Source organism: Mesorhizobium sp. M0904 (assembly GCF_040319475.1).
In the GTDB taxonomy this organism is placed as follows: domain Bacteria; phylum Pseudomonadota; class Alphaproteobacteria; order Rhizobiales; family Rhizobiaceae; genus Mesorhizobium.
This window is the reverse complement of record NZ_JAMYOC010000041.1, coordinates 1-25,500: the sequence shown is the minus strand read 5'-3', so window position 1 is coordinate 25,500 and position 25,500 is coordinate 1. Positions and strand designations below refer to the sequence as shown.

The window sequence follows — 25,500 nt, the reverse complement described above, 5'->3', positions numbered from 1 at the left end:
AGACCATGGATACCGTAAAACCAACGGACCCAAAAAAGCGGAGCCCTAAAGGCCTTGACACTCCTCATATAAGCTACGTGGACCTGGAGGCGCGGGTGCGACGCGATCATCCGTTGCGCCGCATTCGGGCAATTGTGAACGAGACCCTTTCGGCGCTGGGGCGGGAGTTTGCGGCGCTGTATTCACCGATCGGTCGGCCGTCGATCCCGCCGGAAAAGCTGCTCAGGGCGATGCTGCTGCAGGCGTTCTATTCGATCCGCTCGGAGCGGCTTTTGATGGAGCGGCTGGAATACGATCTTTTGTTCCGCTGGTTCGTCGGCATCGGTGTCGACGACGCAGCCTGGGACCATTCGGTGTTTTCCAAAAACCGTGACCGGCTGCTTGAGGGCAACGTCGCAGCGAAGTTTCTAAGTGCAGTCTTGGCGCAGCCCAAGGTGAAGAAGCTCCTTTCCACGGATCATTTCTCGGTCGACGGAACGCTGATCGAGGCCTGGGCGTCGATGAAGAGCGTGAAGCCGAAGGGCGGTTCGGGCGAAGATGACTCAGGTGAGCCGCCGGCTCAGGACGGCGGGCGTAACGCGGAAGCGGACTTCACGGCGAGAGACGGTCGAACGAGACGCACGCCTCGACCACGGACCCCGATGCCAGGCTCTACCGCAAAGGGCGGGGCAAGGAGGCTAGGTTGTGCTTCATGGGACATGGGCTGATGGAGAACCGCCATGGCCTGCTGGTCGATGCCTGTCTGACGCTGGCCGACGGGCATGGCGAGCGAGTGGCGGCCCTGCATATGATCGAACCTCGCGCCGACCGGCCGCAAGCGATCACGCTCGGCGCCGACAAGGCCTATGACGCGGAGGACTTCGTCAACGAGCTGCGCTCGATGAGGGTGACGCCGCACGTGGCGCAGAACACGAACGGCCGCCGTTCCGCGATCGATCGCCGGACCACGCGCCACGGTGGCTATGCCGTCAGCCAGCGCATCAGAAAGCGCATCGAAGAGGCGTTCGGCTGGATCAAGACAGTCGCCGGGCAGGAGAAGACCAAGTTGCGCGGCCGCGACCGCGTTGGATGGGCCTTCACCTTCGCGGCCGCCGCCTACAATCTGGTGCGGCTGCCCAAGCTCTTGGCGGCGCCGAAATGACCGCGCCCGCGGGCTGCCAACTGATCGGCCGGTGGCGGATCATCGAAGCCGATCTGTGGGATCGCGGTTACCTGAACCTCGGTGGACCCGCAACCATCACCATCGGACCCGACAACAACGGCGAGATCGCCTTTGGCGCCCTGCAAGCCGGCCTCGATCTGAGCTACGGCCCCTCGATAGTTCACTTCACATGGGGCGGATGTGACGAGATGGACGACGTCACAGGCGATGGCCATGCCGAATTGCTCGACGACGGCTCTATCGAGATCACATTCGCCTACCACAACGGCGATGAAGCCATCCTCAAGGCAGTACGCCAGACTTCTTCAACAGCCTGCTAAGCGAGCCTGTTGTGGAGTCTTGCCTTGGATCGCTTTGAAGCACTTAGAAAAGTGCGAGGAAGACACAAGACCGCAGGCAACAGCGAGATGTCTACCAGAGGCATTCGCGTGCCCTCGATCAGTCGCTTGGCGTGGTCAACTCTGAGCTTCATATAATGCTTGGCAGGGGTGAGACCGACGGTGGTGATAAAACGCCGTTCAAGCTGGCGTCTGGAAACGCCAGCATGCTTCGCTACCGCGTCCATTGACAAGGGCTCGTCAAGGTTCGCTTCCATGGCTTGAACTGCTGAAAACAGTTTTTCGCTAACGTTGGAATAAGAAATTCCCGACAGAGCAGTTTGGCGATTGGAGCTGGGACGCTGCCCATCGACGATAGCGTGGCGGCAGACCTCTTGCGCAATGGCTCCGCCGGCATGATCAGCAATCAGATCCACTGCCAAATCGAAGGCGGCAAGTTCGCCAGCGCAGGTGGAATACTGCCCATCCTTGACGAAGTTTCGATGTGCGCGCTTGGAACCGCGACATGGCTGTTCGCCCAGACAGGCTTGCTATCAGGTAAGCGCATCATCGGGGTCGTGTTGCGCGAGGTCGTGGCACACGTCGAGGGTGACCAGATTCATCTCTTGTTGCATTGGCAGGGCGGCGATCATACCCGCCTGACGGTGAGAAAGGACCGGCGGGGTCAAACGCGGTATAGAGCTGATCCGGGCCTGCGCGCGACTGATGCCCGACAAGGCCATTGCCGGACTACTCAACCGGGCAGGAAAGTGGACAGGTCGATCGAATAGATGGTCGCAGTCGCGTGTGCGGAGCTTCCGCAATACGCACGGCATCGCGGTCTACCGGGATGGCGAATGGGCCGAGCGCGGCGAAGCCGCCAGGATGCTCAATCTAAGCTCCGCGACGGTCCTTCGCCAGATTGCCGCCGGCATCAGCCGAGCAATATCGAAAAGGCGCACCACGGGTCATCAAACGACTGGATATCGAAGATTCGCGTCTGATCGAGGTGCGTCAGGCACTCAAGGCGCCCGTCATCACCAAGTTCGAGCAAAAGGCCCTTGACTTTCAATAACGCATCCAGATGGGCATTATGACGCGGGACCAGGAGCGGTTGTCGCTCTGACCTTCAAATCCGCAGTCCATGACCCTACCCGCTTCAGGTCTTTGAAACGTGTCGGACCGTGGGTAGGCCTGACACCTTCGCGACACCAATCTGTGAGCGCGATGTCATTGGTGGTATCACCAAGGCAGGCGACGTAAATTTGCGCCGGGCGTTGTGCTAGGCGGCAACATTCATGATGCATCGCGGGCGTGCCTCATGGCTCAGAACCTGGGCTGTGCAGGTCGCAAAGCGCCGGGGAGCCAAGAGAGCAATGGTTGCCCTCGCGCGGCGCATTGGCGTTGTCCTTCACCGGATGTGGCGGATGGCAGTTCCTCCCGCCTCAGTAATTCGCCTTTCGTCGGCGGCCTCGCCTCGTCGTTGACATGAACGGCCCCGTTACCAAAGTCCTGACCCTAGCCGTCTCAATTTTTTATTCATTCCAATTCGGAATGAACTTCTGAATAGATGTTGATATCGAAGCCAGCCAAATGATGGTTTGATCGCATCCAAATCACCTAAGCAGCCGCGGCGCGGCAACTTTTTCTTCGTCCCGTCGGCATTCAGGAAGTCCGGATGACCATGCATGCTCAAGTAAAGTCACGCAGAATATCTTTGATGAAAGTCCACGCCGACGAGGTCCGGTCGCTGTTCTCCCAAGCCATGTCGGAGATGTACCGCGCCGAGGTACCGCAATATGGCGCCCTGGTCGATCTTGTAACCGAAATCAACGCAGCGACACTGGCCAATGACCCCGAACTGGAGCAGACACTGCGGCGCAACGGCGAGCTGGACCGACTTGGTGTCGAGCGTCACGGCGCCATTCGGCTCGGCACGCCGGAAGAGCTCTTCACCATCCGCCGGGTCTTCGCGGTGCTCGGTATGTATCCGGTCGGTTACTATGACCTTTCGGTCGCTGGCGTGCCTGTGCACTCCACCGCCTTCCGCCCTGTCGAGGACGAGGCATTGCGACGCAATCCGTTCCGCGTCTTCACCTCGCTTCTTCGCCTCGAACTGACTGAGGACGAAGGGCTGCGCAAAAAGGCAGCGCGTATCCTGTCGGATCGACAGATATTCACCCCTCGCGCCCTCGAACTCGTTACGGTTTTCGAGGCCGAAGGCGGCCTTGAGCAAGCCGAGGCCGAGGAGTTCGTGCTGGAGGTATTGGAAACCTTCCGCTGGCACAGCGATGCTACCGTGACGCTGGCCACCTACAATACGCTTGAGGGCGCGCACCGGCTGATCGCCGACGTGGTGAGTTTCCGCGGACCGCACATCAATCACCTGACGCCGCGCACGCTCGACATCGACGCCGTGCAGGTCGGCATGCCCAAACGCGGTATCACGCCCAAGGCCGTCATTGAAGGCCCGCCGCGTCGCAACTGTCCGATTCTGCTTCGCCAGACCAGCTTTAAGGCGCTCGAGGAGCGGATCGTGTTCAAGGCCGAGGAGAAGGGCTTAGTTGAGGGCAGGCACACGGCCCGATTCGGCGAGATCGAGCAGCGCGGCGTAGCGCTCACACCGAGTGGACGCAAGCTTTATGACGAGTTGCTGGATTCGGTTCGCCGCGGCGTCCAGGTTGGCGTGGCAGGCTCTCATGCCGGTGCTTACGAGAGCCGACTGACAGAGACGTTCGAGGCGTTTCCTGACAGCTGGAGCGAACTGCGTGACCAGGGACTAGCTTACTTCCGCTATTCGCCAACGCCGACAGGTCTCGCCGCCGTCGCGCGGGAGAAGGTCCTGCCTTCGTTTGATCAACTTGTCGCTCGCGGCTATTTGCATTTCGATCCGATCATCTATGAGGATTTCCTGCCGGTCAGCGCCGCCGGCATCTTTCAATCGAATCTTGGCTCGGACGACCAGCAGAACTATGCAGAACGCGCCAACCGCCAAGCCTTCGAGGAAGGGTTGGGGGCGAAGGTCGCCGACGAGTTCGACCTCTACGCCAAGGCGCAACAGGAGTCGATCGACGACGCATTGGCGCAGTTGAGCAAGGCGGCAGGCAAAACGCCGTGATGGAAGCGCGGCGGATCGGGCAGGGCGAGACGGCCGATGTCTCGCAGTTCCTGGAGGCGCTGGCGCGCTCCGGTTACCGCGGCGACATCGCGCGCGACATCTCTACCCGAACCGTCTTTGCCACCGATAACAGCATCTATCAGCTCGTCCCGCTCGCTGTCCTTTATCCGCGCGAGGGAGATGACCTCGATCGCATCGTCAATTTCGCCGCGTCAGGCGATTTTGGTCGAATTCCGCTTACGGCGCGCGGGGGAGGAACCGGCACCAATGGACAGTCGCTGACGTCCGGTGTGGTCATCGACACCTCACGGCACATGAACCGGATCGTCGCCCTGGATGTCGAAGCCGGCACTGTCACCGTAGAACCGGGGGTGGTCCTCAACCAGCTCAATACCTTTCTCAGGCCGCTCGGCCTCTTCTTTCCTCCGACTGTTTCGACCGCCTCGCGCGCCACGCTCGGTGGTATGGCCGCGACGGACGCCTCCGGAAAGGGATCACGGATCTACGGCAAGACGTCCGATTACATCGAGGAGATGGATGTCGTACTCGCCAATGGCGAGACGCTCTCGGTCAAGACCCTGGACCCCCCCGCCCTCGCAGCCATGGCCGGACAGGATACGCTTGCCGGGCGCATCCATCGGGAGGTGCATCGCGTTGTCAGCGAACGGCGCGACGCCATTCGCGCCACCTTTCCCGAGATGAACCGTGGCCTCACCGGCTACAACCTGAAGAGTGTGCTGGACGACAGCGGCCGGTTTCGCCTCCAGTATCTGCTGGCCGGCTCCGAGGGCACGCTTGCCATTACCAGGCAGCTGACCTTGCGCGTGCGCCGGCTTCCTGCTTGCCGAGCCGCCGTCGGCATTCGCTATGCCTCCTTCAAGGCCGCGCTGGCCGATGTCCAGCGGCTGATAGCCGCCGATCCGACTGCGATCGAGATCCTCGACGACAAGGTGCTCTCGCTGGCCAGGGAAGATATCCTATGGAATGATCTCGGGGACATTCTCGGCGGCGCCAGCGCCGCGCCGGTTTGCGGCCTCAATGTCCTCGAGTTCGTTGCCGATAGCGCCGACGAGCTGCAGGCGAACCTCGACCGCGTATTAACCTTCCTCGCAGAGAGCCCGGAAATCGCCTTGGACTGGACGGTGGTACGCGATCCCGCCCTTATGGCTCAGCTGTGGTCGTTGCGCGAGAAATCCGTGGGCCTGCTCGGACGGCTGGGCGGCAATCGGCAGGGGACCGCGTTCATCGAGGATACGGCCGTGCCGCCGGAGAAGCTCGCGGATTTCGTGGCTGAGTTTCGCGCGATCCTCGACAGTCATGGCCTCATCTACGGCATGTTCGGTCATGCAGACGTCGGATGCCTGCATGTGCGACCCGCACTCGACATGAAGGACCCGGCCGACGCTGCTCTCATTCGCCCGGTTTCGGATGCGGTTGCCGCACTGACGAAGAAATATGGCGGCTTGCTGTGGGGAGAGCATGGCCGCGGGTTTCGCGGCGAATACTCGCCCTTCTTCTTTGGCCCGGAGCTTTATGAGGAGCTATGCCGCATCAAAGGCGTATTCGATCCACAGAACATCCTCAACCCGGGTAAACTTGCGGCGCCGAACGGTCACGCTCACGTCGACCGCATCGACGACGTGCCTCTGCGCGGCGCATTCGACCGGGCGATCGCACCCGAGCATTCCCACCGCTACGAACGGGCGCTAGCCTGCAACGGCAATGGCGCTTGCTTCAACTGGGATGCGGACGATCCGATGTGTCCCTCCTACAAGGCGACGCGTGATCGCAGGCAATCGCCGAAGGGACGGGCGGCCCTGCTGCGCGAGTGGGCAAGGTTGCGCAGCGAAGCGGAACGCGGGCAGGAGCCAGCCCCCTTGGCTGCCATCGAGGACGAACTCCACGCCTCCCTTATGACCTGTCTGTCCTGCAAGGCCTGTTCGAGCCAGTGTCCGATCAAGGTCGACATTCCGGCAATGAAGGCGCAGTTCCTCGATGTCTATCACCGTCGTCACCGCCGCCGCCTGCGCGACCATCTTGTCGCACGCATGGAGGCTGCCCTTCCAACAGCGCGCCGCGTTTCATGGCTCGCCAATCCGCTGCTTCGCGCCGCCTCGTTTTTGCGACTGACCGAGCATGTGGCCGGCCTTGTCGACCTGCCGGCACTCCGGCCGGCGCGCGGAGCCATAATGCCTACCGATGCGGATATCGGCACGTGGTCGCGTCTTCCCCTCGATGTGAAGCGACGGACCGTGCTTCTCGTCGAGGACACCTTCACGGGTGCTTTCGATGGCGATGTGGTTCATGCAGCACGCGATCTCCTGGGAGCGCTGGGCTACGAGGTTCATCAGATCACGGCGCGGCCCAACGGGAAACCCCTGCACGTTCTTGGAATGCTCGATCGCTTCACCCGAACCGCGAGCTCGGCGCGGGCATACCATGGGCGCTTGCTCGACACGGGTCTACCTGTCGTCGGCATCGAGCCCGTCGCCGTCCTGATGCATGAGGTCGAGTACCAAATGGATAGAACGACCGACTCCGACGGAGGCAACCGCCGGCCACGTGTGCGCTCTCTCGAGTCCTTCCTCGCGGCAGAAATCGAGGCTGGTAATATTGGCGCCCGGGACCCGCGATCCTACGGCCCGATCTATGCGCTTTTTCTCCACTGCACGGAAAAGACGGCCAATCCACACGCCTCCGCGCACTGGAAGCGCATCTTCTCGACGTTCGGCCTTCGCATCGAAACGCCCTCGGCCGGATGTTGCGGAATGGCCGGCCTGTTCGGTCATGAGCGGGAGCACGCGGTGCTGTCGGAAAAACTCTTTGCGATGAGCTGGATGGCGCGACTTGCTGACAAACGCGAAGACCAGGTTCTTGCAACTGGCTTCTCCTGCCGGTGCCAAGCCAAGCGCTTTGCTGGCTTCAGGCCGCGACATCCGGCCGAAGCGCTTATCGAGCATCTGGCCCGGAGCGGAGGCACCCGCGTCGCTTCCACTCGATGCGCGACGTTCTTGCGGCATTCGGATTGCAGATAGCCCGCCTGTCGCCGCGGTGGCGATGGCGCCCCAACCCCAATGTTCAGAGGAAATACTATGACTTCCAACGTCCACCGACCACCAATCCTTCGCTCGTCGACGAGGTCGCCGCCATCCTCGCCCGCTGTGGCGCCGACGCCGCCGCTCTTAACGACGGCGAGCTTGTCGTGAAATCCCCAATCTCGGGCGAGACGATAGCGACTGAAAACCGTCGATGCCGCAACCGCCGACCCTCATTCGGCCTTCTTCGAGTGGCGATTGGTCCCGGCACCGAATCGCGGTGAACTGATCCGCCAACTTGGCGACGAGCTTAGGACGGCCAAGGATGACCTCGGACGTCTCGTCTCCATCGAAGTGGGCAAAATTCCATCGGAGGGCTTAGGCCAGGTCCAGGAGATGATCGACATCTTCTGCGCATTTTCTAAGTGCTTCAAAACCATCCAAGGCAAGACTCCACAACAGGCTCGCTTGGATGTACCAGTCTGGATCGGGCCAGGTTTGGGCTGATGTTCAGTCATCATCCTCGCGGTGAGCGTTGGTTACAACAATGTCGCTTAGACGCCCTTTTCACGTCTCCTCCTAGAGACGGTGTGCACTCGATGACGGCAGTACGACGTCTCGTCCCCGGCTCGTCAAACGTGCGATACAGCACGTCGGAATTCGCGGACCATGTTGCGGATGTGAGAGTATGGCTAACGTTGGAATAAGAAATTCCCGACGGAGCAGTTTGGCGATTGGAGCGGGGACGCTGCCCATCGACGATAGCGTGGCGGCAGACCTCTTGCGCAATGGCTCCGCCGGCATGATCAGCAATCAGATCCACCGCCAAATCGAATGCGGCAAGTTCGCCGGCGCAGGTGGAATACTGCCCATCCTTGACGAATAGAGTTTCCCGGATTGCTGGTTTTCGGAAAACCTCGGAAAAAGCCGCAAGGCGAGACCAATGGATCGTGCAGCGCGTACCTGATAGCAAGCCTGTCTGTGCGAACAGCCATGTCGCGGTTCCTACCGCGCACATCGAAACGCCACGTCGGGCCATCAGGCGGAATCCACTCAGTTGCGGCGTCAACTGTCCTTCGATAGGTTCGCCCGCGACCACGACGAGTTGGCGTATTTTCCGATCTTCCGAGCTGGACGCCAGCTCATCAACGGTGGCCTCAACAGAAATGGCGAGGCCCCTGGCACCCTCGACCGGGCGCGAGTTCAAGCCCACAATCCGCCATCGAAAAAGCGGTAGCCTCAACACCGTGTTCGCAATTCGGAACGGCTCGATATAAGCGAGAAGCGCTAAATGGGAGAAACCGGGTAAGACCGGGACCGCAAGTTCAAACCGATTGTGAAATGCCGCAGCATGTTCTGCAAAGGCTATCGATCTCTCGGCATTGACCTTAGCTGGGGCGTTCATCAGACACCATATATGGCGCTTTGCTTGCCGAACATACCGGGTTCGGGTTTTACACCGACGCTCGGCCGCTGCGGCACTGCGATGTGCCCCTTTTCGATGATGCCCGGGTTCTTCCTGTCGAAATGGCCATCAATATATTCGCTCAGCGATGTTCCTGGCTCCCTCTATCGCTGCGACCTCAGTTCTACGGCAGCGACCGGACAACGGAAGCGACAACCGTGCTACCGCTGTTAAAGGACAAGTTCGTGGCGCTTGGGTCGCCTGAATATGCTCCCAAACATCGTTTAAACTCGGACCCGGCACGACACAAGAGCGTCTTAGCCGGCATCAATGATCATGGCGCCTGCCTAGTTTTCCGAGCTGATCTTCATCACAGAGGACCAGCCGGGGCAGATTATAGGCAAGCATTATGTCCGCCAGTCGCTGTCGCTGCCCGGTACGCATACGACGAAGGCCGCACGATTGGCACGCGTGGGCGCGACGGAAGCTGAGCCACGTTGCGCCAAGGCCTCATTACTCAACGCTGAGCTTTCTTACCATGTTCCTAGGATAGCCCCGATCATTCGCAAAAAAGTATCCTGCCGCGTGATTTTATTTCGACTTCCGGAAACGCGATCCTTGCATACAATGACGAGCCTGAAGCCAAATTGGAGCCCTGAAGCCAAATTGGAGCAAGGTCGATGTCGTTCAAAGGCGTTATTCCGCCCTAACCGCGATAGAGGCAACATCAAGCATACGCGCCGGTGCGCAATTAAGCATACGCAACCAAGACGAAAGCGGCCCCACGAGTGGGAAGCGCTTCAATAACGGGAGGACCAGATTATGAATGATACCGTGGGCGGCGTGACTCGCCGTGCCTTTATTAAGACAGGCGCCGCGCTCGGCGGGGGCATTGTCGCTGCCGGCATGCCATTGTCTCAAGCCATTTGGGCAGCCCAGGGCAGGGTGCTCAAGGTCCGTTCCCCCGTAGAAATCAGTACGCTTGACCCTGCTTGGTACTTAATCACGGGTGTCGACGTGATGAACTGCATCTATTCGAAGCTCACACGCTACAAGTCGGGCACGGACTGGGGCTGGGAACTGGAGGCGGCAGAAAAGATCGAGCAGGTCGATCCCACCCACATCCGCTTCCGTCTAAAAAAGGGCATCAAGTTTACTGGCGGCCATGGCGAGTTGACTTCGAAGGATGTGAAATTTTCGTTTGAGCGCGTCATCAAGTTCAATAAGCCAAATCCCGATTGGGGTCCGCTCGATCACGTCGAAATCGAGGATGACTACACGGGCGTGATTGTACTCAAAGCGCCGTTCGTGCCGCTCTGGAACATCGCACTCCCCTTTGGCGTGGGCCACATCGTTTCTGAGCATGCAGTGATGGCAGCAACCAAGGATGGCGGTAATTTCGGCACCAAGCCGCCGGCTTTCTCCGGCCCATATGTGCTCGCCGACTGGCAGCTAAACCAATATATGCTGCTGACACGCAATCCGGACTGGTCTGGGCCAAAGCCGGGTTATGACGAAATACGCATCATCCCGATTGGCGACGAGAAGGCGGCGGAGCGTGCCTATCAGGCGGGCGATATCGATTTCACTGGTATCAGTCTGGATTCGCTGGCGAACTTCAAGAGCAATCCGCCCGCCGACACCAAGCTTGAGGTAAAGCCCTCGCTCCGTTCCATCTGGATCGGCATGAATATGGATCACCCTAAGCTGAAGGACATCAATGTCCGAAAGGCTATTCAATGGGCGATCAATGTGCCGCAGATCCTAGATGCCGCCTATGCGGGCCAGGCCGCCGTAGCCACAGGCGCTATTTCTCCAGGCATTGTCGGGCATCGCGAGAAGGCGCTCGTCCCACCGGAAGGCGATCTCGAAAAGGCCAAGGAGTTCTTGGAAAAGGCCGGTGTGAGCGATCTGACCTTGACCATCGATTGCCTGAACGACACCGCCTATTCGACCATAGCTCAGACGGTGCAGGCGCAATTGTCGCAGATTGGGATCAGGCTCGAGGTCAATGTCCAGGATTCCGGCTCGTTCTGGACTCTCGGTATAGAATCCGAAGGCGATCGCTGGAAAGAACTGCAACTCACCGTCATGTACTTCAACAGTCTGCCCGATCCCCATTACTCAACGTCGTGGTTCGTACAAGATCAAGTGGGCATCTGGAACTGGGAGCGCTTCCGCAGCCAGCGTTTTGACGAGCTTAGCGCTAAGGGGAGCACCGTCAGCGATCCGAACGAGCGGGCGAAAATCTATCGCGAGTTGCAGGATCTCATGGAGGATTCCGGCGCGTACCGGTTCCTTACCCCTGGTGCCGATCCGTTCATGTATCGCACCACGCAGACCCAAGCCGCGACCCGTGCGGATGGTCGCCCGCTGTATCTTGATTTCAAGCCGGTTTAGGCTTGAGCGACGTGGTCTGACCAAGAAGATGTGGCTCTACCTCCTCAGGCGAATCGCTCTCGCGGTCGCAATTATTGCGATCGCGGTGACGCTATTGTTCCTAATGATCAGGGCTGTGCCAGGCGATCCTGCCGCGGTCCTGCTCGGCCCGCGGGCGACACCCGAAATGAAGACGATGCTGCAGCAGCAGATGGGACTAGATAAGCCACTCGTTGTGCAGATCGTCAAGTTCTTCGGAGGGCTGATTCATGGCAATCTCGGTTATGACGTGTTCAGCCAGAGGGCTGTCGCCGACATAGTCTTCGACCAATTACCTTATACGATCGAATTGATTTTGATCTCGATCTTATGGGCGGTCGTGATAGCCGTGCCGCTCGGCTGCTACTCCGCGATGTGGCGCAACTCCTTGGTCGACCAGGTGGCCGGCGTCGTGACGGTCGCCACGATCGGAATTCCTTCCTTCGTGATGGCAGTGTTAGCGCTACTGATTTTTGCCGTGACTCTGCGCTGGTTGCCAGCGATTGGAGCGGGTAGCGGCTTCTGGGATGGACTTATCCATATCATTCTCCCGGGCTTCGCCATCGGGATTGGCTGGATTGGCTACATTTCCCGGCTGGTACGGGCATCCATGCTGGAGATCTTGGGCGAAAATCACGTGCGCATGGCTCGTTCCTTCGGGATCTCAGAATGGCGTATCGTTGCGCGCTATGCGCTGCCGCTCGCGATCCTGCCGACCGTGACCATACTCGGGGTGGGCATCGCTTGGCTTCTTTCGTCCGCGGTCTTTATCGAGGTGGTCTTTGCGAGACCTGGCATTGGCGCTTTGATTGTGAACGCGGTCAATACCCGCAACTATCCGATTGTGATGGGCGTCGTGCTCGTCACGACGTTCCTTATCGTTGCCGCTACGACGCTCACCGATGTGGTCAACGCATTCCTCGATCCGCGAACCCGGGAAAAGCTCTGACATGGTGATCATGGAAGCTATCGGTCCCGAACGCAGCGAGACCATTGATATCGGCACCTTTCGCACCTTCCTGCGGCAATTGCGCAAGAACCGTCTGGGCATGCTTGGAGCCGTGCTCGTCGTGCTCGTGTTCGCGAGCGCGATCTTCGCTCCGCTGATTGTCACGCATGATCCGATCCGGATCATGGTCGGGCCGCGTCTGGCCGCACCTTCACTGGATTTTCTGCTGGGCACGGACCAACTGGGCCGCGACACGTTTTCTCGCACCATCATGGGCGGGCGCATCCCGCTCCTCGTTGCTTTCGCCTCCCTCGGCAGCGCGCTGGCGGTCGGCGTCGTGCTTGGTCTCATCGCAGGCTTCGGGCCGCGTTGGCTGGACAATTTGCTCCTGCTCATCTTCGATACCATTCGCTCCTTCCCGGGCATCATCTTTGCGCTGGCAATCATCGCTCTTCTGGGCCCAAGTCTGGCCAGTATCATTTTTGTCATCGCAATAACGTCGGTGCCGATCTATGCGCGCGTCGTGCGCACGCAGGCACAGGCGCTGCTCAGCAGTGAGTACATAGCTGCGGAGCGCAGCATGGGCGCAGGCACGACGCGCATCCTTGGCGTGCATGTTCTGCCCAATGTGATCGGCCCCCTTCTCATCCTCGTGAGCATGGATGTGCCGGCCGTTATCGCCTGGGAAGCAGGTCTCAGCTTTCTGGGCATGGGCGTACGGCCCCCGACGCCTGACTGGGGAGTGATCCTCAACGATGGCTATAGCTACATCAACCAGACCCCTTGGCTGGTGATCGCTAGCGGCATCCCGATCATCCTCGCAACGCTAGGCTTCACATTTCTGGGTGAGGCGCTGCGCGACATATTCGATCCCAAATTGCGGAAAGACCTATGACACGCGACGATCTGATACAGCATACGTCCGTCCGGCCGCTTCTTGAGATCCGCGGGCTCAATCTCGATTTCGGTACTCCGCGTGGGCGCGTCCATGCCCTGCGTAACGTTTCGCTCGATGTCCCGGCCACACAGGTGGTTGGAATTGTCGGCGAAAGTGGATCCGGAAAATCGACGCTCGCCTACACGGTGATGGGCCTCCTTTCTGAAAACGCAGATGTGACAGCCGGCAGCGTCCTGTTCGAAGGTAAAGACCTGCTCAAAATGTCCGCTCAGGCGCGTCGGAGCCTGCTCGGCGATCGTCTCTCCATGATCTTTCAGGATCCGATGACCGCACTCAATCCGGTGCGGACCATCGAGAGCCAGATGATCGATATTCAGCATCACGAACAAGGCAGCCGGGGCGAAAAGCGCGCTCGTGCCCTCGAAATGCTTCACCGGGTCGGAATTCCTGATCCGCAAAGTCGTATTGGCGCCTATCCGCATCACTTCTCTGGCGGCATGCGTCAGCGCGTTTGCATCGCCATGGCGCTTCTTGTGAAACCAACGCTCCTCGTCGCCGACGAGCCAACCACCGCGCTTGATGCAACGTTGGAAGTGCAGATCATTCATTTGCTCAAGGATCTGCAAAAAGAAATTGGTTGCTCGATTCTCTTTGTCTCCCACCACCTCGGAGCGGTGGCTGAGTTGTGCGACCGAGTCGCGGTCATGTATGCGGGCGAAGTGGTGGAGGAGGGGGCGGTCCGGGACATCTTCCACAATCCTGCTCACCCCTACACGCGAGCGCTACTTGAGTGCGATCCCGGGCGTATCAAAAAAAGCACGCGCACTTTGCCGACCATTCCCGGTGAGGTGCCCACCCTACTCGGCAGCAAGGTAGGATGCATCTTCCGCACACGTTGCCCACATGCATCCGACCGCTGCGTGCAAGAGAACCCCGTCGAGTACCGCATCGGTGTGGACCATGTCGCCCGCTGCCATCTTCTCGACGAAGAGCGGTTGGTTTCGGCGTGAGCGCGCTGCTTCGGGTTGAGGACCTAGGGGTCCGGTTCCGCACAATGGGTCCGCTGAAGGCGCTGGCAACCGGGACGAAAGCCCCTTTCATCGACGCAGTATGCGGGGTGTCTTTTGAAATCCGCAAGGGCGAGACGCTCGCCCTTGTCGGTGAAAGCGGCTCAGGCAAATCCACCATCGCGCGCACGATCATCGGCTTGCAGCGGGCTGTGAGCGGCAGCATCAGCTTCGACGGACAGGAAATTGAGAAACTCAGCGGGGCGGAACGCAAGCCCTACTTGCGGCGCATGGCGATGATGTTCCAGGACCCCGTCGGATCACTCTCGCCTAGGCTGACCGTTCGATCGCTCTTGACAGAGCCTTTTCGGATCCACGGACTAAAGGATCGCGATGCCGGTGGCGAAGCGGAGCGCCTGCTGCGCATGGTCGGCTTGCCGGCGGACTTTGCTCGCCGCTATCCCCATCAGCTTTCCGGCGGTCAGGCCAGGCGCGTGGGCATCGCGCGAGCCCTTGCGCTGAATCCGGATTTGATTATTGCCGATGAGCCGACCGCCGGCCTCGACGTCTCGGTGCAGGGCGAGGTGCTCAATCTTCTCGCGCGGCTTCAGGACGAACTCGGCATGGCGATCCTGATTATCACGCACAATCTCAATGTCGTGCGCCACATGACAGATCGCATGGCGATCATGTATCTCGGTCGCTTTATTGAGGTCGGGTCGACCGAGCGTATCTTTGAGCACCCGCGTCATCCCTACACAGAGGCGCTGCTTGCGGCCAATCCCGAGCCTGACCCGGATGCGGTGCTCAATAGGATTGAACTCAAGGGTGAGGTGCCGAGCTTGATGAGGCGGCCATCCGGCTGCGAGTTCCACACCCGTTGTCGTTACGCGCAGGATATCTGCAGCCGCGTCTTCCCCGAACCTTCAATAAACCCGGACGACACGAAGCACAGCTTCAGATGCCATTTCCCGCTTGGGCGGCGCGAGGCCGACCCGCCATTAGAACAGCGACTGCATCTCCAGTTGCACCAACTCCCACGATAACGAGTCGTGATCGCGCCTGTGCGTCTAACGGCCATCCATAAAGTGGAACTAGAACCCTGTGGCTTCTATTACCTTCGCACGGTGACGCGTATGTCGGACAAGCATAGTGACAAACAGGGTGGCCTGACGCCAACTGCGCAAAGGCAAGTTCTGAATTTCATCCACGCCAATCTCGACACGCCAATAACGATATCCGAGCTCTCGGCCATTGCAGGTCTTAGTCGATTCCACTTCGCGCGCATGTTCAAACAATCAATGGGTCAGACAACGCATCAATTTGTGACGAAGCGACGCATTGAACGCTGTAAGCAACTTATTGCCGAGGGTCAGGCCCTCGCTCAGGTCGCCCTCGCTTGTGGGTACTCCAGTCAAAGCCACTTCTCGGCGCAATTCAGACGATTTACTGGCCTAACCCCTAGTGTATTTCGCGAGGCGTGCTGCGCTCGATGCGACGGGAGTTGCGCTTGCCAGTCCCGTGGAATTGGTAAGGTCGTTGGCCATCTGCGGAACCACCTCGGCACCGAGCAGATGGCCAAGCCCTACATTTGCGGGCGGTCAACTCGGACCGGCGTCGAAGCAGACGAGGCCAACTTGCAATGAGCCCATTAATCAAGTTTAGGTCGTTCAACATCGCCACGATGTTATTTGGCCGTATAGGGGATTAAAAGATGGAACCTATATTTTTGGGAGCCTCCACTTGAAGAACATCGCTGACATAATAGTTATTGGAGCCGGAATCGTTGGGGCGGCAACCGCGCTTCAACTCCAGGTCCTTGGCAGGAAGGTCATTTTGGTTGATCGTCAACCACCCGGATCTGAAACTTCAACGTCTTACGGTAACGCAGGTATTATTGGTGGTTTGAATGGTCAATTAACAATTCCAAGAAATCTTCTGCAACTAGCACCAGTTATCTTGAATCGAACGCCCTTTTTCCGTCAGAATATCTTCGCCTTACCTAGCACTCTTCCCTGGTTGTGGGCTTTGTGGCGGGCGTCGTCGGACTCGAATCTATGGCGCCTTGCCTTGCAGTCTCAGCCACTCTTTTCGTCCGCGATCGCTGAGCATGTGCGCCTCGCGGAGCTCTCAGGTTCGTCTCATTTGCTGCGCGATGTGGGATTTCTTTCCATCATTCGGGACAAAGCAAAGCTCGATGCCATTTCGCGCGAGCAGCGTCTATCATTCATGACCGATTATCCCTTCAGAATTATCTCAACCGAGGAAATAACTGAACTCGAGCCATTTCTGAAACCAGGTGCGGCAGGAGGTCTCTATTGGTCCGGCGCGTATCATACGCAAGCTCCTGATCAGCTTGTAAAAGCCTATGCGGGTGCGCTTGTGCGTTTCGGGGGTGAGTTTAGGCAGATGGATGTCACTAGGGTTGGCTTGCACAAGAACGGTACGTGGCGTGTGGAATCACAGAACGACATCATACACTCAAACAATGTGGTGATATCAGTAGGTCCCTGGTCAAAGATGCTGCTAAAGCCGCTCGGCTATAGTTTGCCGCTAGGCTTCAAACGGGGATACCATCTTCATTTTCAACCCGAATGCGGCGCCCGCCTAAGTCGCCCAGTGAAGGACGATGCATACGGCTTCGTGATATCGCCCATGCATCAAGGCATAAGACTGAGTGTTGGTGTGGAGCTTGACCACTTTGACGCACCCGCAAGCGACCGGCTTGTCAGGAGAGTCCTTCCTCGCGCACGAGAGCTATTCCCAATTGCTGAACCCGTAGAGTCTTCGCCGTGGCTTGGACGCCGGCCTACTTTCCCTGATCAACTGCCGATGATCGGTGCAGCTCCGAACCACCGGGGACTATGGTTTAATTTTGGCCATGGTCATTGGGGTCTAACATTAGGGCCAGCATCTGGAAAGCTGCTCGCCGACATGATTGACAATAGACCATTAGCCGTCGATCCAGCTCCATTTGCGCCTCTGCGCTCTTTTAGACCGAGAGCCGCGTAAGATCCGTAGAGCGATGGCACGTTGTCTGCATATACACGAGGTGAGACCTGCGGCCGCTGAGTGTTATCCGCCCCGATTTGGGGCGATAAACTTTTGACGGCCTGAAATGAAGCTGTGGTGCGGTTGTGGTGCATTTCCACGCTGCCCGTTGGGCACCGGGAGTGCTCCGTCGTGTTGGCAGGCTGGGGGGTTGTAGGTTGCGGTCGACGGGTTCGATTGTTCGTTTCGGAGCGTCTGCTCCCCATCGTTATGTCGCGAGTTGCGGAATGCGGTCGAGGACATTTTGCAGGATGCGCTGGTCGGGTCGGGGCGCGATGTCGCTAGGTGCAGACGGATTTGCGATTCCGTCTTTGACCACCCGCGCAGCGATTTTGATGAGGCGCACTCGCAGCGTGCCGAACCGAGCGACGGCAAAGCCCGAGCGCCTCCCCATCGCGGACCAAGCACCGGCACGCAGGAAGAGGCGGAACTGGTTGGCCGTCGCTCCGGTGCAAGATGCGCGGTTGTCGGCAAGATGCATCTTCCGAAAACGACGCACCGACATGGAGGTTTAGAGCTATGACATGGGAAGATGCAGACATTGTCGCCTAACCCGCGACAGGCTTTCACCCATTGTGATGAAGGAGATGCAGCACATTCTCGCTAATGCGATGAGCCAACGGTGAGGTATGCTTACCGCCAGTAAATACGTGCCTAAAAGTCGCTGTCAAACGTACAGTTGGTCCAAACGTGGATTGCGTTCAAAATTGTTCAAGTAACGCTCAGAAAATACTTGCATAAACGCAGCTTCTAAATTAGATAGGTTGGCAAGCTAAGCTTTGAGCTTGCACAACTCCGTGTTGCAGATAGCGTCATGCTGAGAAGGATGCACTGCGATGAGCGTCTCTTTCGTTCGTGGAGCAAAGACGGTCTTCCATGGACGATCTCCCTTTTTTGTTGAGAGGCACAAGTTGAAGCCGCAAGACGGCTGCGAGGTTGCGAGCATACGAAAACGCAACACATCGCCGTCCCCCAAACTTCATGTCTTTAACGCTCTTTCGGAGGCTTGCTGAGGGAATGCTATTGGGAAAGCCAGATATGTCCGCGTCGAGTGATCTTGGCGATGAAAAGCGCCAGACCGAGCTTTCAAGCTTTGTCATGAGGGAGGTGCAGCGCATTCTTGCCCAATGCGATGAGACGAAGCAGGGTGACAAGGCTGCTGTTGCGCCTTCGGGTTCTCCTTCCAACGAATTGACCGCCGTGGCCGCCGAATTTCTTGGTAGGCTCGAGGCCGAAGCAGCGCGACGGCTAAACGCCCAGGCGGGTGAGATCGCTTCGCGACCCCGGGCAGCCGATCATCCTCTCGGGCATCCGGTTCAGAAAGGTTCCCCGAGGGAAGGAGCGCGCATTGCAGAGTGGGCCGGTCCAGTTGCGGGGTCGACGCATCTCGAGAGGCGTTTTGGAATACCGCGGTCCACTTTGTATTGGTGGCAGCAACACAATGATGTGGTTGCCTTTCGGAGAGGCTCCCGTAAGCATGTATTTCCCCTGGCTCAGTTCATCGACGGCAGGCCTATGCCCGGAATCAGGCAGGTCCTTTCCTCGATCTCCGATCCCAGACTGGCTTGGCTGTGGCTGATCAGCCCCTCGCCTCTTCTCAAGGGTCGCGTCCCTATCGAATTGCTCAGAGAAGGTATGAACACAGAAGTTGTTTCATCCGCCGCCCAGGCTGTTTCTCTGATTGAATCTATCTGACAATTGGCCGGATGCCGATGGCTGTCCGCGCATTATGTAAGTGCGCACAAGCAGATGTACCAATTGTGCGATTTGTGCAAATGTATAGTTGTTCAATTTGTGCAAGTAATACAATAGATTTAGTGGCAATAATGCAACGGATACTTCTATATATGGTTGGCAGACGGAATTTGAACTTGCACTAATTCGCTCAGCGAATAGCGTTCGAGCCGGGAAGGATGCATCGCGATGCGCATCTTTTTCGATCGTGGGGACAGGGAGCGGTTCGTCCATCGACGTCCTCGCCCTTTTCAAATCATTGAATGGAGATCAATTATGAACATCAAGAGCCTTCTTCTCGGCTCAGCTGCGGCTCTGATCGCAGTTTCCGGCGCCCGCGCCGCCGACGCGGTGACCGTCGCCGAGCCGGAACCGGCTGAATACGTCAAGATCTGCGACGTGTACGGCTCGGGCTACTTCTACATCCCCGGCACCGAGACCTGCCTGCGCATCGGCGGCTATGTCCGCTACGACATCGGCGTCGGCGACGTTGGATCCTACGACGGGGCGCGGACCCACGACGTCCAAGACGGCAGCGACCAGGGCACCTGGCGCAAGAACGCCCGCTTTGACCTAAGGACTTGGACCGGCCAGGAAACCGAACTCGGTACTTTGAAGACATACACCGAGACCAAATTCAATTTCGGTAACCGCAACGCCTATTCGGGTCCCGACAGTCCCCAGAACTATGCCTTCAACAAGGGCCTCACACTGAACTTCGCCTGGATCCAGCTTGGTGGCCTGCGCGTCGGTAAGGACGAATCGGCCTTCGATACGTTTATCGGCTATGCCGGCAACGTCATCAACGATACGCTCGTTCCCTACGGCAATTTCGACACCAACGTCGTGCAGTACTACTTCGACGCCGGCAATGGCTTCTCCGCCGTGGTATCGCTCGAAGAGGGTTCTGGCGTCGTCGGCACGATCGACAGCTACGTTCCGCATCTTGTCGGCGGCGTGAAGTACACGCAGGGCTGGGGCGCCATCACGGGCGTCGTGGCTTACGACAGCAACTACGAAGAGGTAGCCGGCAAGGTCCGCTTGGATGTGAACGCCACCAACGAACTGGCGTTATTCATTATGGCTGGCTATGGTACCGACGACAACCTAACCGATGGGACCTACGCTATTCCTGCTGGCGGCCGCGGCTTCTACAAGCCGTGGGGTGGCAACTGGGCCGTCTGGGGCGGCGGCACCTACAAGTTCAACGAGAAGACCTCTTTCAACCTTCAGGCGTCGTATGACGAGTGGAAGAACCTCGGCATTGCCGCCAATGTCGCCTACGATATCGTTCCTGGTCTGAAGATCACGGCCGAAGTCGACTATCTCCACGCTGGCAAGTTCGGGGATGTGGACTTCTCTAACTGGACCAATGCCGACAAGAAGAACAGCATCGGCGGCCTGCTCCGCTTCCAGCGCTCGTTCTGAGAATTGAAGAGCCCGTTGCCGCGTTCGAAGCGCTAACTGCGAGCCTTCAATTCGGGGCTGAGCCATTGTTGTGAGGCTTGTAGAGATTTTCGGCGGATTGCTTGTTCACGGACCTCCAATCCGAGCATTCCGTCGATGAGAAGGGCGCCCTGTTCCCGGGCGCCCTTTTTGCGCAACCGAAACAACTTCCGAAGCTCACGCCGTCCCAACAGCTGGCTACGCAGGCCGGCTCGAGGTTCTGGACGGTCCAACGGGACGGCGGGTTCGCTCGGAGGCCGAGAGAGCCCGGATTGAGGCCGAGAGCCTGATGCCGGGGGTGCAGGTGGCGGCGGTCGCGCGCAAGCATGGTGCGACCCGCTGGCAGGTCTACGATTGGCGGCGTCGCATTCGTCAGGGGCAACTGGCACTGCCGGAAAGCATGGCGCCGATGTTCGCGCAGTTGATGGTGGACGAAACATCGGCGCCTCAGCGGAGGATGAGGCCATCGAAATCGACGCCGGCGAAGGTGGAAATCGTGATCGACGACATGGTGATCCGAACGGCGGTTGATCTGGAGCAGCTGTCGCAGGTGATCCGAGCGGTTCGGGCCTCGCGATGATTGCACCGGGCAACGATCTGAAGATCTACGTGGCGACCCGGCCGGTTGACTTCCGGCGCGGCATGGATGGATTGGCATTGGCTGTGCAGGAGATGCTAGGCCTCGACCCATACTGTGGGGCAGCCTTCGTCTTCCGGGCCAAAAGGGCTGACAGGATCAAGATTTTCGTGTGGGATCGCACCGGCCTTGTGCTCGTTCACAAGCGGCTCGAGGGCTCGAAGTTCGTCTGGCCGCAGGTTCGCGACGGAGTGATGCGCATGTCGCCGGCGATGTTCGCGGCCTTGTTCGAAGGGCTGGATTGGCGGCTGGTTCGCCCCGAGCGGGCACGGCGTCCGCAGCTTGCCGGATGAGAGTGGCACAGTGACTCAGGTGCCTTGCCTCCAATGGCGTTATCGGCACTCATGTGCTTGATTTAGTGCATGAATCTGACGGTTCTCCAGGAAGAGAACGAGCGTTTGAAGGCGCTCCTGGCCCAGACGCAAGCGGCCCTGGCCGAGCACCAGGCTGCCTTGGCTGAGTGCGAGGAGGCGCGCCGCCGGCTGGAGAGCGTCGTCAGCCAGCTCAACCACGAGAAGTTCGGCGCCAAGTCCGAGAAGCTGCATCCCGATCAATACCACCTGCCGCTCGAAGACGTGGAGATCGCGCAGGGCGTGCTCGATGCCGCGCAGGAAAAGGCGCAGCGGGTCATCCAGGGGCGTTCGGACGGCTCGTCCGGTTCGCGCCAGCGCAATCGTGGCCACTTGCCTGCCCATCTGCCGCGAGTGGAGCGGATCATCGAGCCCAAGAGCACGCTGTGTCCGTGCGGCTGCGGCGAGATGGCCAGGATCGGCGAGGATGTCAGCGAGCGGCTCGACGCAATCCCGGCGCAACTGCGTGTTCTGGTCACGCGCCGCCCGAAATACGCTTGCCGGCGCTGCTCGGGCGCCGTCGTGCAGGCGCATGCGCCCGAGCATATCGTGCCCGGCGGCCTGCCGACCGAGGCGCTGATCGCCCAGGTCATCGTCGCCAAGTTCGGTGATCATTTGCCGTTCTACCGGCAGGCCGAGATCTACGCCCGCGAGGGCATCCAGCTGGATCGGGCGACACTGGGCAACTGGGCAGGCCGAGCCTGCTTCCATCTCAAGCCCATAGCCGACCACATGCGCGGGCATCTGGCTGCGGCCGAGCGCCTGTTCATGGACGAGACCACCGCGCCGGTACTCGATCCCGGACGCGGCAAGGTCAAGAAGGGCTTCTTCTGGGCAATCGCTTCCGATGAGCGCGGCCATGGTGGCCAAGGCCCGCCCATCGTGCTGTCCCACTATGCGCCGGGACGCGGCGGCGAGCATGCCGAACGCTTCCTTCAAGGCTTCGGCGGACAATTCCTGCAGGTTGACGCCTATGAGGGCTATGACCGGCTGACACGCCTGGAGCGGCCACGAGGACCATGGATGCTCGTCCATTGCTGAGCCACCTGCGCCGACGTTTTGTGAAGCTGGCGCGCAACACCAAGTCCCCGATCGCCGAAGCCGCCGTGCGCCAGATCGCCACGCTCTACGCCGTCGAGGCGACGGTGCGCGGCATGACGCCACAAGCTCGGCTCGCCGCCCGACAGCAGTACCCCGATCATCGCCGCCTTGAAGCCGTGGTTTGAAAAGCGATTGTCGATGATCTCCTCGGGCTCAAAGCTGGCCGAAGACATCCGCTATGGTCTTGCCCATTGGCAAGGGCTCACGCGCTTCCTCGGCGACGGCCGGCTCGAGCTCGACACTAACCCAGTCGAAAACGCCATCCGACCACTATGCTTGACCAGAAAAAATGCTCTCTTTGCTGGCCATGAGGTCGGGGCCGAAAATTGGGCGCTGCTCTCATCCGTCGTGGCCACTTGCAAGCTCAACGACGTCAGCCCCGTCGCCTACCTTACCGAAACCCTCGACGCCATCATCAACGGCCATCCGCAGAGCCACATCGAGGAACTCATGCCTTGGCGATTCCGGAAAACGTCAAGCCCAAATCCATAGGCGATCGGCAAGGCGCTTACGTTTAATCCCAATATTTGCGCACTTCGTCTTCTTTGTACCCACGGCGAAAAAGCCCTTCAGTCAGTCCGAGGAGCTTCTGCGGCGTTTCGATTTCAGGCGGGCGAGAATGAGGCGGGCGAGGATAGACATCCGATGTAAATGAACCTTCCTAACGTATCTCTCCTACTCCTGAATGACTGGATCCAGAGGCGAAAAAGGAAGGGGTCGCGATAGTCATTTGTCGTTCTTTGAGTATCGTCAGACATTCATTCCCCCCTTCAATAGTGTAATTTCGCGGCTCATATTGGTGTTGTAACATCGAACCGTCTCCATTCGGTTGAAGTTTTATTTCGGCGGCTTCGACTACGCTGACATGTGGGCACGACAAACCGCGATGACGGAGATTTCCACCGCGGTTTGTTCAGCCAATACCGCACCGACACAGGCCCGCTGCGGCCAGTGGCTCTGGTCGTCCCCGATCCACTCGACCCAGACGTTGTCGAACTCAGTTTTTCGCGACATATCGGCCAAGTAGACCGTTGCTGAAACGATTGCGCCCTTATGGCTGCCCAGCGCGAGGAGCTGGTCCTCAAGCCGAGATAACAGATCCTTGGTTTGGACAACCAAGTTTGCTGTTCGATCATTTGCTACCGTAGCAATAAAGACGAATGGGCCAAATGCCGAACCGATAGAGCGGCCGAGGGCCTTCCCCGGAAGACGTTCAATTTTCACTTTCTTATCCTTCGATCAACTTTTGGATGCAGACAACCCGACAACCGGCTTCTATCACACTCAGAAAGCTCTTAGGCGTTGGTAACGAGACACGTAGGCAAGAACGACGAGGAGGAGGCGTCTGAACACAAGAGCAGGACATGCAGCTTACCATCATGCTCGAATACCTGGGCAAGCAGGCCGCGCGACGCAGTCTGGTGTGTCCGAGAAATCTGGACGATCAAGCTATAGACGCGATTTTGGGCCGCGCTTGACGCCAGTTCGTAGCCACTTCGAACGCGTTCGCCGCTTGAAACAAAGTGGCTTCTTGGAACGGTTTGGCGGCCAGCTGAATAGCGACCGGGAGACCCGTCGCCCCGAAGCCACTGCAAATCGACATCGCTGGGAATCCACTGACATTGAATGGAAAAGACAAGCAAGGTGCCGCTATATCGTCGTCATGCGAGGCTTCTTCTAGGAGCGGAGCCTCGTCTGGCTCAGTAGCGGTCAACAGGACATCGATGCCCTCCATAGCCTCGTTCAGCTCCATAACGAGTTCGCGGCGCCTAAGGGCTGCTTGCACGTAGTCTGCGCCGGTCACGAAAGTACCATGGATCATTCGATCTCTAAAACGCTTGCCAAATTTGTCAGGTCGGCTACGCATCAAGTTCTCGTAAGCGGCCGCACGCTCAGCGAGATATATGATCATTCCGCAGGCTGACCATTCCTGCAATGAAGACAACTTTACCTCTGCAACACTGGCGCCACCATCCTCATATATCTCGATCGCGCTATCGATACCGTTTTGCGTCGCCGCAGAGACTTTACAATCATCCTCGTGAAAGTGGCGCACTAGACCTACCTTCAGTCCCTTTGCGCCTTTCGTCAGCCCAACTCGATAGTCCGGCACCGAGCGGTTAGCGCTCGTTGGATCCTTGGGATCAAAGCCAGCGATGGACTGGAGTATGATGGCACAATCCTCGACCGTCCATGCCATCGGGCCGATTTGGTCCAGACTATAGCCGCCGGGGGCGACGCCGAAACGGCTAACAAGGCCATAAGTCGGCTTGACCCCAGCAATACCGCAGAACGATGACGGAATACGGATCGACCCACCAGTGTCGGATCCCAGACCGCCTAGAATCATACCGCAGGCGACAGCAACTCCCGTGCCGCTGGAAGAACCGCCGGGAGAATGTGCTGTGTTCCAGGGATTACGAGCCGGCGGCCACGGGAGATCAAAGGATGGTCCGGCACCAGCGAATTCCTGAGTTGTGAGCTTACCCATTAGCACCGAGCCTGCATTGCTCAGCGACGCGGCACATGTTGCGTCGACGTCAGGCACATTGTCCACCAACTGCGCCGATTGGCACGTAGTGAGGACGTCTTTTGTATCGATATTGTCCTTAATGCCAACCGGGATGCCATGGAGAAGACCCTGCGGTCCTTTCTCCATTATCATGGCCTCAGCTTCACTTGCTGTCTGCAAGGCCCTTTCTTCTGTAACTGTCATAAAGGCATGCAACGTCTCATTCAACGTTCTCACACGCTCCAGGCACATCTTGGTTAGCTCGACTGGCGACAGCCGCTTGGCGGCGATGAGTGCCGCCGCTTCCGAAATGGTTAGAAACTCCGAACTCATGTCATTTTCTCGCAAGGATAGAATACG

At 58.8% G+C, this 25,500-nt stretch carries 21 protein-coding genes and 4 pseudogenes; 19 read left to right on the top strand and 6 right to left on the bottom strand.

Translation table 11 applies throughout. From position 1 onward, the window contains the following. The first annotated feature begins 5 nt into the window (after positions 1-5). Positions 6-1,141 (top strand): annotated as a pseudogene (locus NKH80_RS29145) (IS5 family transposase). After that, positions 1,138-1,482: a hypothetical protein gene (locus NKH80_RS29140; RefSeq protein ID WP_352995341.1), complete on the top strand. Its 345-nt coding sequence runs from the start codon at positions 1,138-1,140 to the stop codon at positions 1,480-1,482. The pseudogene NKH80_RS29145 and the gene NKH80_RS29140 overlap by 4 nt, the downstream one beginning before the upstream one ends. Here NKH80_RS29140 and NKH80_RS29135 read toward each other — a convergent pair. Next, positions 1,468-1,548, bottom strand: coding sequence for an AraC family transcriptional regulator (locus NKH80_RS29135; protein WP_352995353.1), 81 nt, complete (start codon positions 1,546-1,548; stop codon positions 1,468-1,470). The genes NKH80_RS29140 and NKH80_RS29135 overlap by 15 nt on opposite strands. 29 nt (positions 1,549-1,577) lie before the next feature. Then, positions 1,578-1,727: pseudogene (locus NKH80_RS29130) on the bottom strand (helix-turn-helix domain-containing protein); the annotation flags it as partial. 168 nt (positions 1,728-1,895) lie between these two features. Here NKH80_RS29130 and NKH80_RS29125 point away from each other — a divergent pair. The 5 genes and pseudogenes from NKH80_RS29125 to NKH80_RS29105 all read left to right on the top strand — a co-directional run. After that, complete coding sequence (locus NKH80_RS29125; protein WP_352995339.1) at positions 1,896-2,270, top strand: hypothetical protein; 375 nt, start codon at positions 1,896-1,898, stop codon at positions 2,268-2,270. 280 nt (positions 2,271-2,550) lie between these two features. Then, a complete protein-coding gene (locus NKH80_RS29120) occupies positions 2,551-2,742 on the top strand; it encodes a transposase (protein WP_352995350.1) in 192 nt (63 codons plus the stop codon). 457 nt (positions 2,743-3,199) lie between these two features. Further along, the gene (hglS, locus tag NKH80_RS29115; RefSeq protein WP_352995336.1) at positions 3,200-4,597 is read left to right on the top strand and encodes a 2-oxoadipate dioxygenase/decarboxylase HglS; all 1,398 of its coding nucleotides are present in this window, start codon (positions 3,200-3,202) and stop codon (positions 4,595-4,597) included. Continuing rightward, the gene (locus tag NKH80_RS29110) at positions 4,597-7,632 is read left to right on the top strand and encodes an FAD-binding and (Fe-S)-binding domain-containing protein (protein WP_352995347.1); all 3,036 of its coding nucleotides are present in this window, start codon (positions 4,597-4,599) and stop codon (positions 7,630-7,632) included. Before hglS ends, NKH80_RS29110 begins: the two co-directional genes overlap by 1 nt. A gap of 113 nt (positions 7,633-7,745) precedes the next feature. Then, positions 7,746-8,055 (top strand): annotated as a pseudogene (locus NKH80_RS29105) (aldehyde dehydrogenase family protein); the annotation flags it as partial. Positions 8,056-8,149: 94 nt separating this feature from the next. On the opposite strand, the gene NKH80_RS29100 reads toward NKH80_RS29105, so the two are convergent. Beyond that, complete coding sequence (locus tag NKH80_RS29100; protein WP_352995333.1) at positions 8,150-9,037, bottom strand: AraC family transcriptional regulator; 888 nt, start codon at positions 9,035-9,037, stop codon at positions 8,150-8,152. Positions 9,038-9,859: 822 nt separating this feature from the next. Between NKH80_RS29100 and NKH80_RS29095 the strand changes: the two genes are divergently transcribed. The 7 genes from NKH80_RS29095 to NKH80_RS29065 all read left to right on the top strand — a co-directional run bounded on the left by NKH80_RS29095 (position 9,860) and on the right by NKH80_RS29065 (position 17,321). Further along, on the top strand, positions 9,860-11,437 hold the full coding sequence (locus NKH80_RS29095) for an ABC transporter substrate-binding protein (protein ID WP_352995330.1): 1,578 nt from the start codon (positions 9,860-9,862) through the stop codon (positions 11,435-11,437). A gap of 28 nt (positions 11,438-11,465) precedes the next feature. Further along, on the top strand, positions 11,466-12,404 hold the full coding sequence (locus NKH80_RS29090; protein ID WP_352995327.1) for an ABC transporter permease: 939 nt from the start codon (positions 11,466-11,468) through the stop codon (positions 12,402-12,404). 1 nt (position 12,405) lies between these two features. Next, complete coding sequence (locus tag NKH80_RS29085; RefSeq protein ID WP_352995324.1) at positions 12,406-13,299, top strand: ABC transporter permease; 894 nt, start codon at positions 12,406-12,408, stop codon at positions 13,297-13,299. Further along, complete coding sequence (locus NKH80_RS29080) at positions 13,296-14,312, top strand: ABC transporter ATP-binding protein (RefSeq protein WP_352995321.1); 1,017 nt, start codon at positions 13,296-13,298, stop codon at positions 14,310-14,312. The genes NKH80_RS29085 and NKH80_RS29080 overlap by 4 nt, the downstream gene beginning before the upstream one ends. Positions 14,313-14,356: 44 nt before the next feature. After that, positions 14,357-15,355, top strand: coding sequence for an ABC transporter ATP-binding protein (locus NKH80_RS29075; RefSeq protein WP_352995318.1), 999 nt, complete (start codon positions 14,357-14,359; stop codon positions 15,353-15,355). A gap of 90 nt (positions 15,356-15,445) precedes the next feature. Continuing rightward, positions 15,446-15,955 carry a helix-turn-helix domain-containing protein gene (locus NKH80_RS29070; protein WP_352995315.1) on the top strand — a complete coding sequence of 170 codons (510 nt, stop codon included), beginning with the start codon at positions 15,446-15,448 and terminating at the stop codon, positions 15,953-15,955. A gap of 97 nt (positions 15,956-16,052) precedes the next feature. Next, entirely contained in the window at positions 16,053-17,321 is a 1,269-nt protein-coding gene (locus NKH80_RS29065) for an NAD(P)/FAD-dependent oxidoreductase (RefSeq protein WP_352995312.1), read from the top strand. Positions 17,322-17,568: 247 nt separating this feature from the next. On the opposite strand, the gene NKH80_RS29060 is transcribed toward NKH80_RS29065, so the two are convergent. Beyond that, complete coding sequence (locus NKH80_RS29060; RefSeq protein WP_352995309.1) at positions 17,569-17,841, bottom strand: transposase; 273 nt, start codon at positions 17,839-17,841, stop codon at positions 17,569-17,571. 557 nt (positions 17,842-18,398) lie between these two features. Between NKH80_RS29060 and NKH80_RS29055 the strand changes: the two genes are divergently transcribed. The 5 genes and pseudogenes from NKH80_RS29055 to tnpC all read left to right on the top strand — a co-directional run bounded on the left by NKH80_RS29055 (position 18,399) and on the right by tnpC (position 23,120). Further along, complete coding sequence (locus NKH80_RS29055) at positions 18,399-19,055, top strand: antitoxin Xre/MbcA/ParS-like domain-containing protein (RefSeq protein ID WP_352995306.1); 657 nt, start codon at positions 18,399-18,401, stop codon at positions 19,053-19,055. 315 nt (positions 19,056-19,370) lie between these two features. Beyond that, positions 19,371-20,522 (top strand): porin, encoded by a 1,152-nt coding sequence (locus tag NKH80_RS29050; RefSeq protein WP_352995344.1) that lies wholly within the window; start codon positions 19,371-19,373, stop codon positions 20,520-20,522. Between the two features lie 307 nt (positions 20,523-20,829). Beyond that, positions 20,830-21,120 (top strand): transposase, encoded by a 291-nt coding sequence (locus tag NKH80_RS29045; RefSeq protein ID WP_352995303.1) that lies wholly within the window; start codon positions 20,830-20,832, stop codon positions 21,118-21,120. Next, entirely contained in the window at positions 21,117-21,470 is a 354-nt protein-coding gene (gene tnpB / locus NKH80_RS29040; protein WP_352995300.1) for an IS66 family insertion sequence element accessory protein TnpB, read from the top strand. The genes NKH80_RS29045 and tnpB overlap by 4 nt, the downstream gene beginning before the upstream one ends. A gap of 69 nt (positions 21,471-21,539) precedes the next feature. Beyond that, positions 21,540-23,120, top strand: a pseudogene (gene tnpC, locus NKH80_RS29035) (IS66 family transposase). Between the two features lie 363 nt (positions 23,121-23,483). Here tnpC and NKH80_RS29030 read toward each other — a convergent pair. Together NKH80_RS29030 and NKH80_RS29025 are read right to left on the bottom strand one after the other, a co-directional pair. Next, positions 23,484-23,852, bottom strand: coding sequence for a Rid family hydrolase (locus tag NKH80_RS29030; RefSeq protein ID WP_352995297.1), 369 nt, complete (start codon positions 23,850-23,852; stop codon positions 23,484-23,486). 220 nt (positions 23,853-24,072) lie between these two features. Then, positions 24,073-25,500: amidase (locus tag NKH80_RS29025; RefSeq protein WP_352995294.1), on the bottom strand; the 1,428-nt coding region annotated here is incomplete at its 5' end.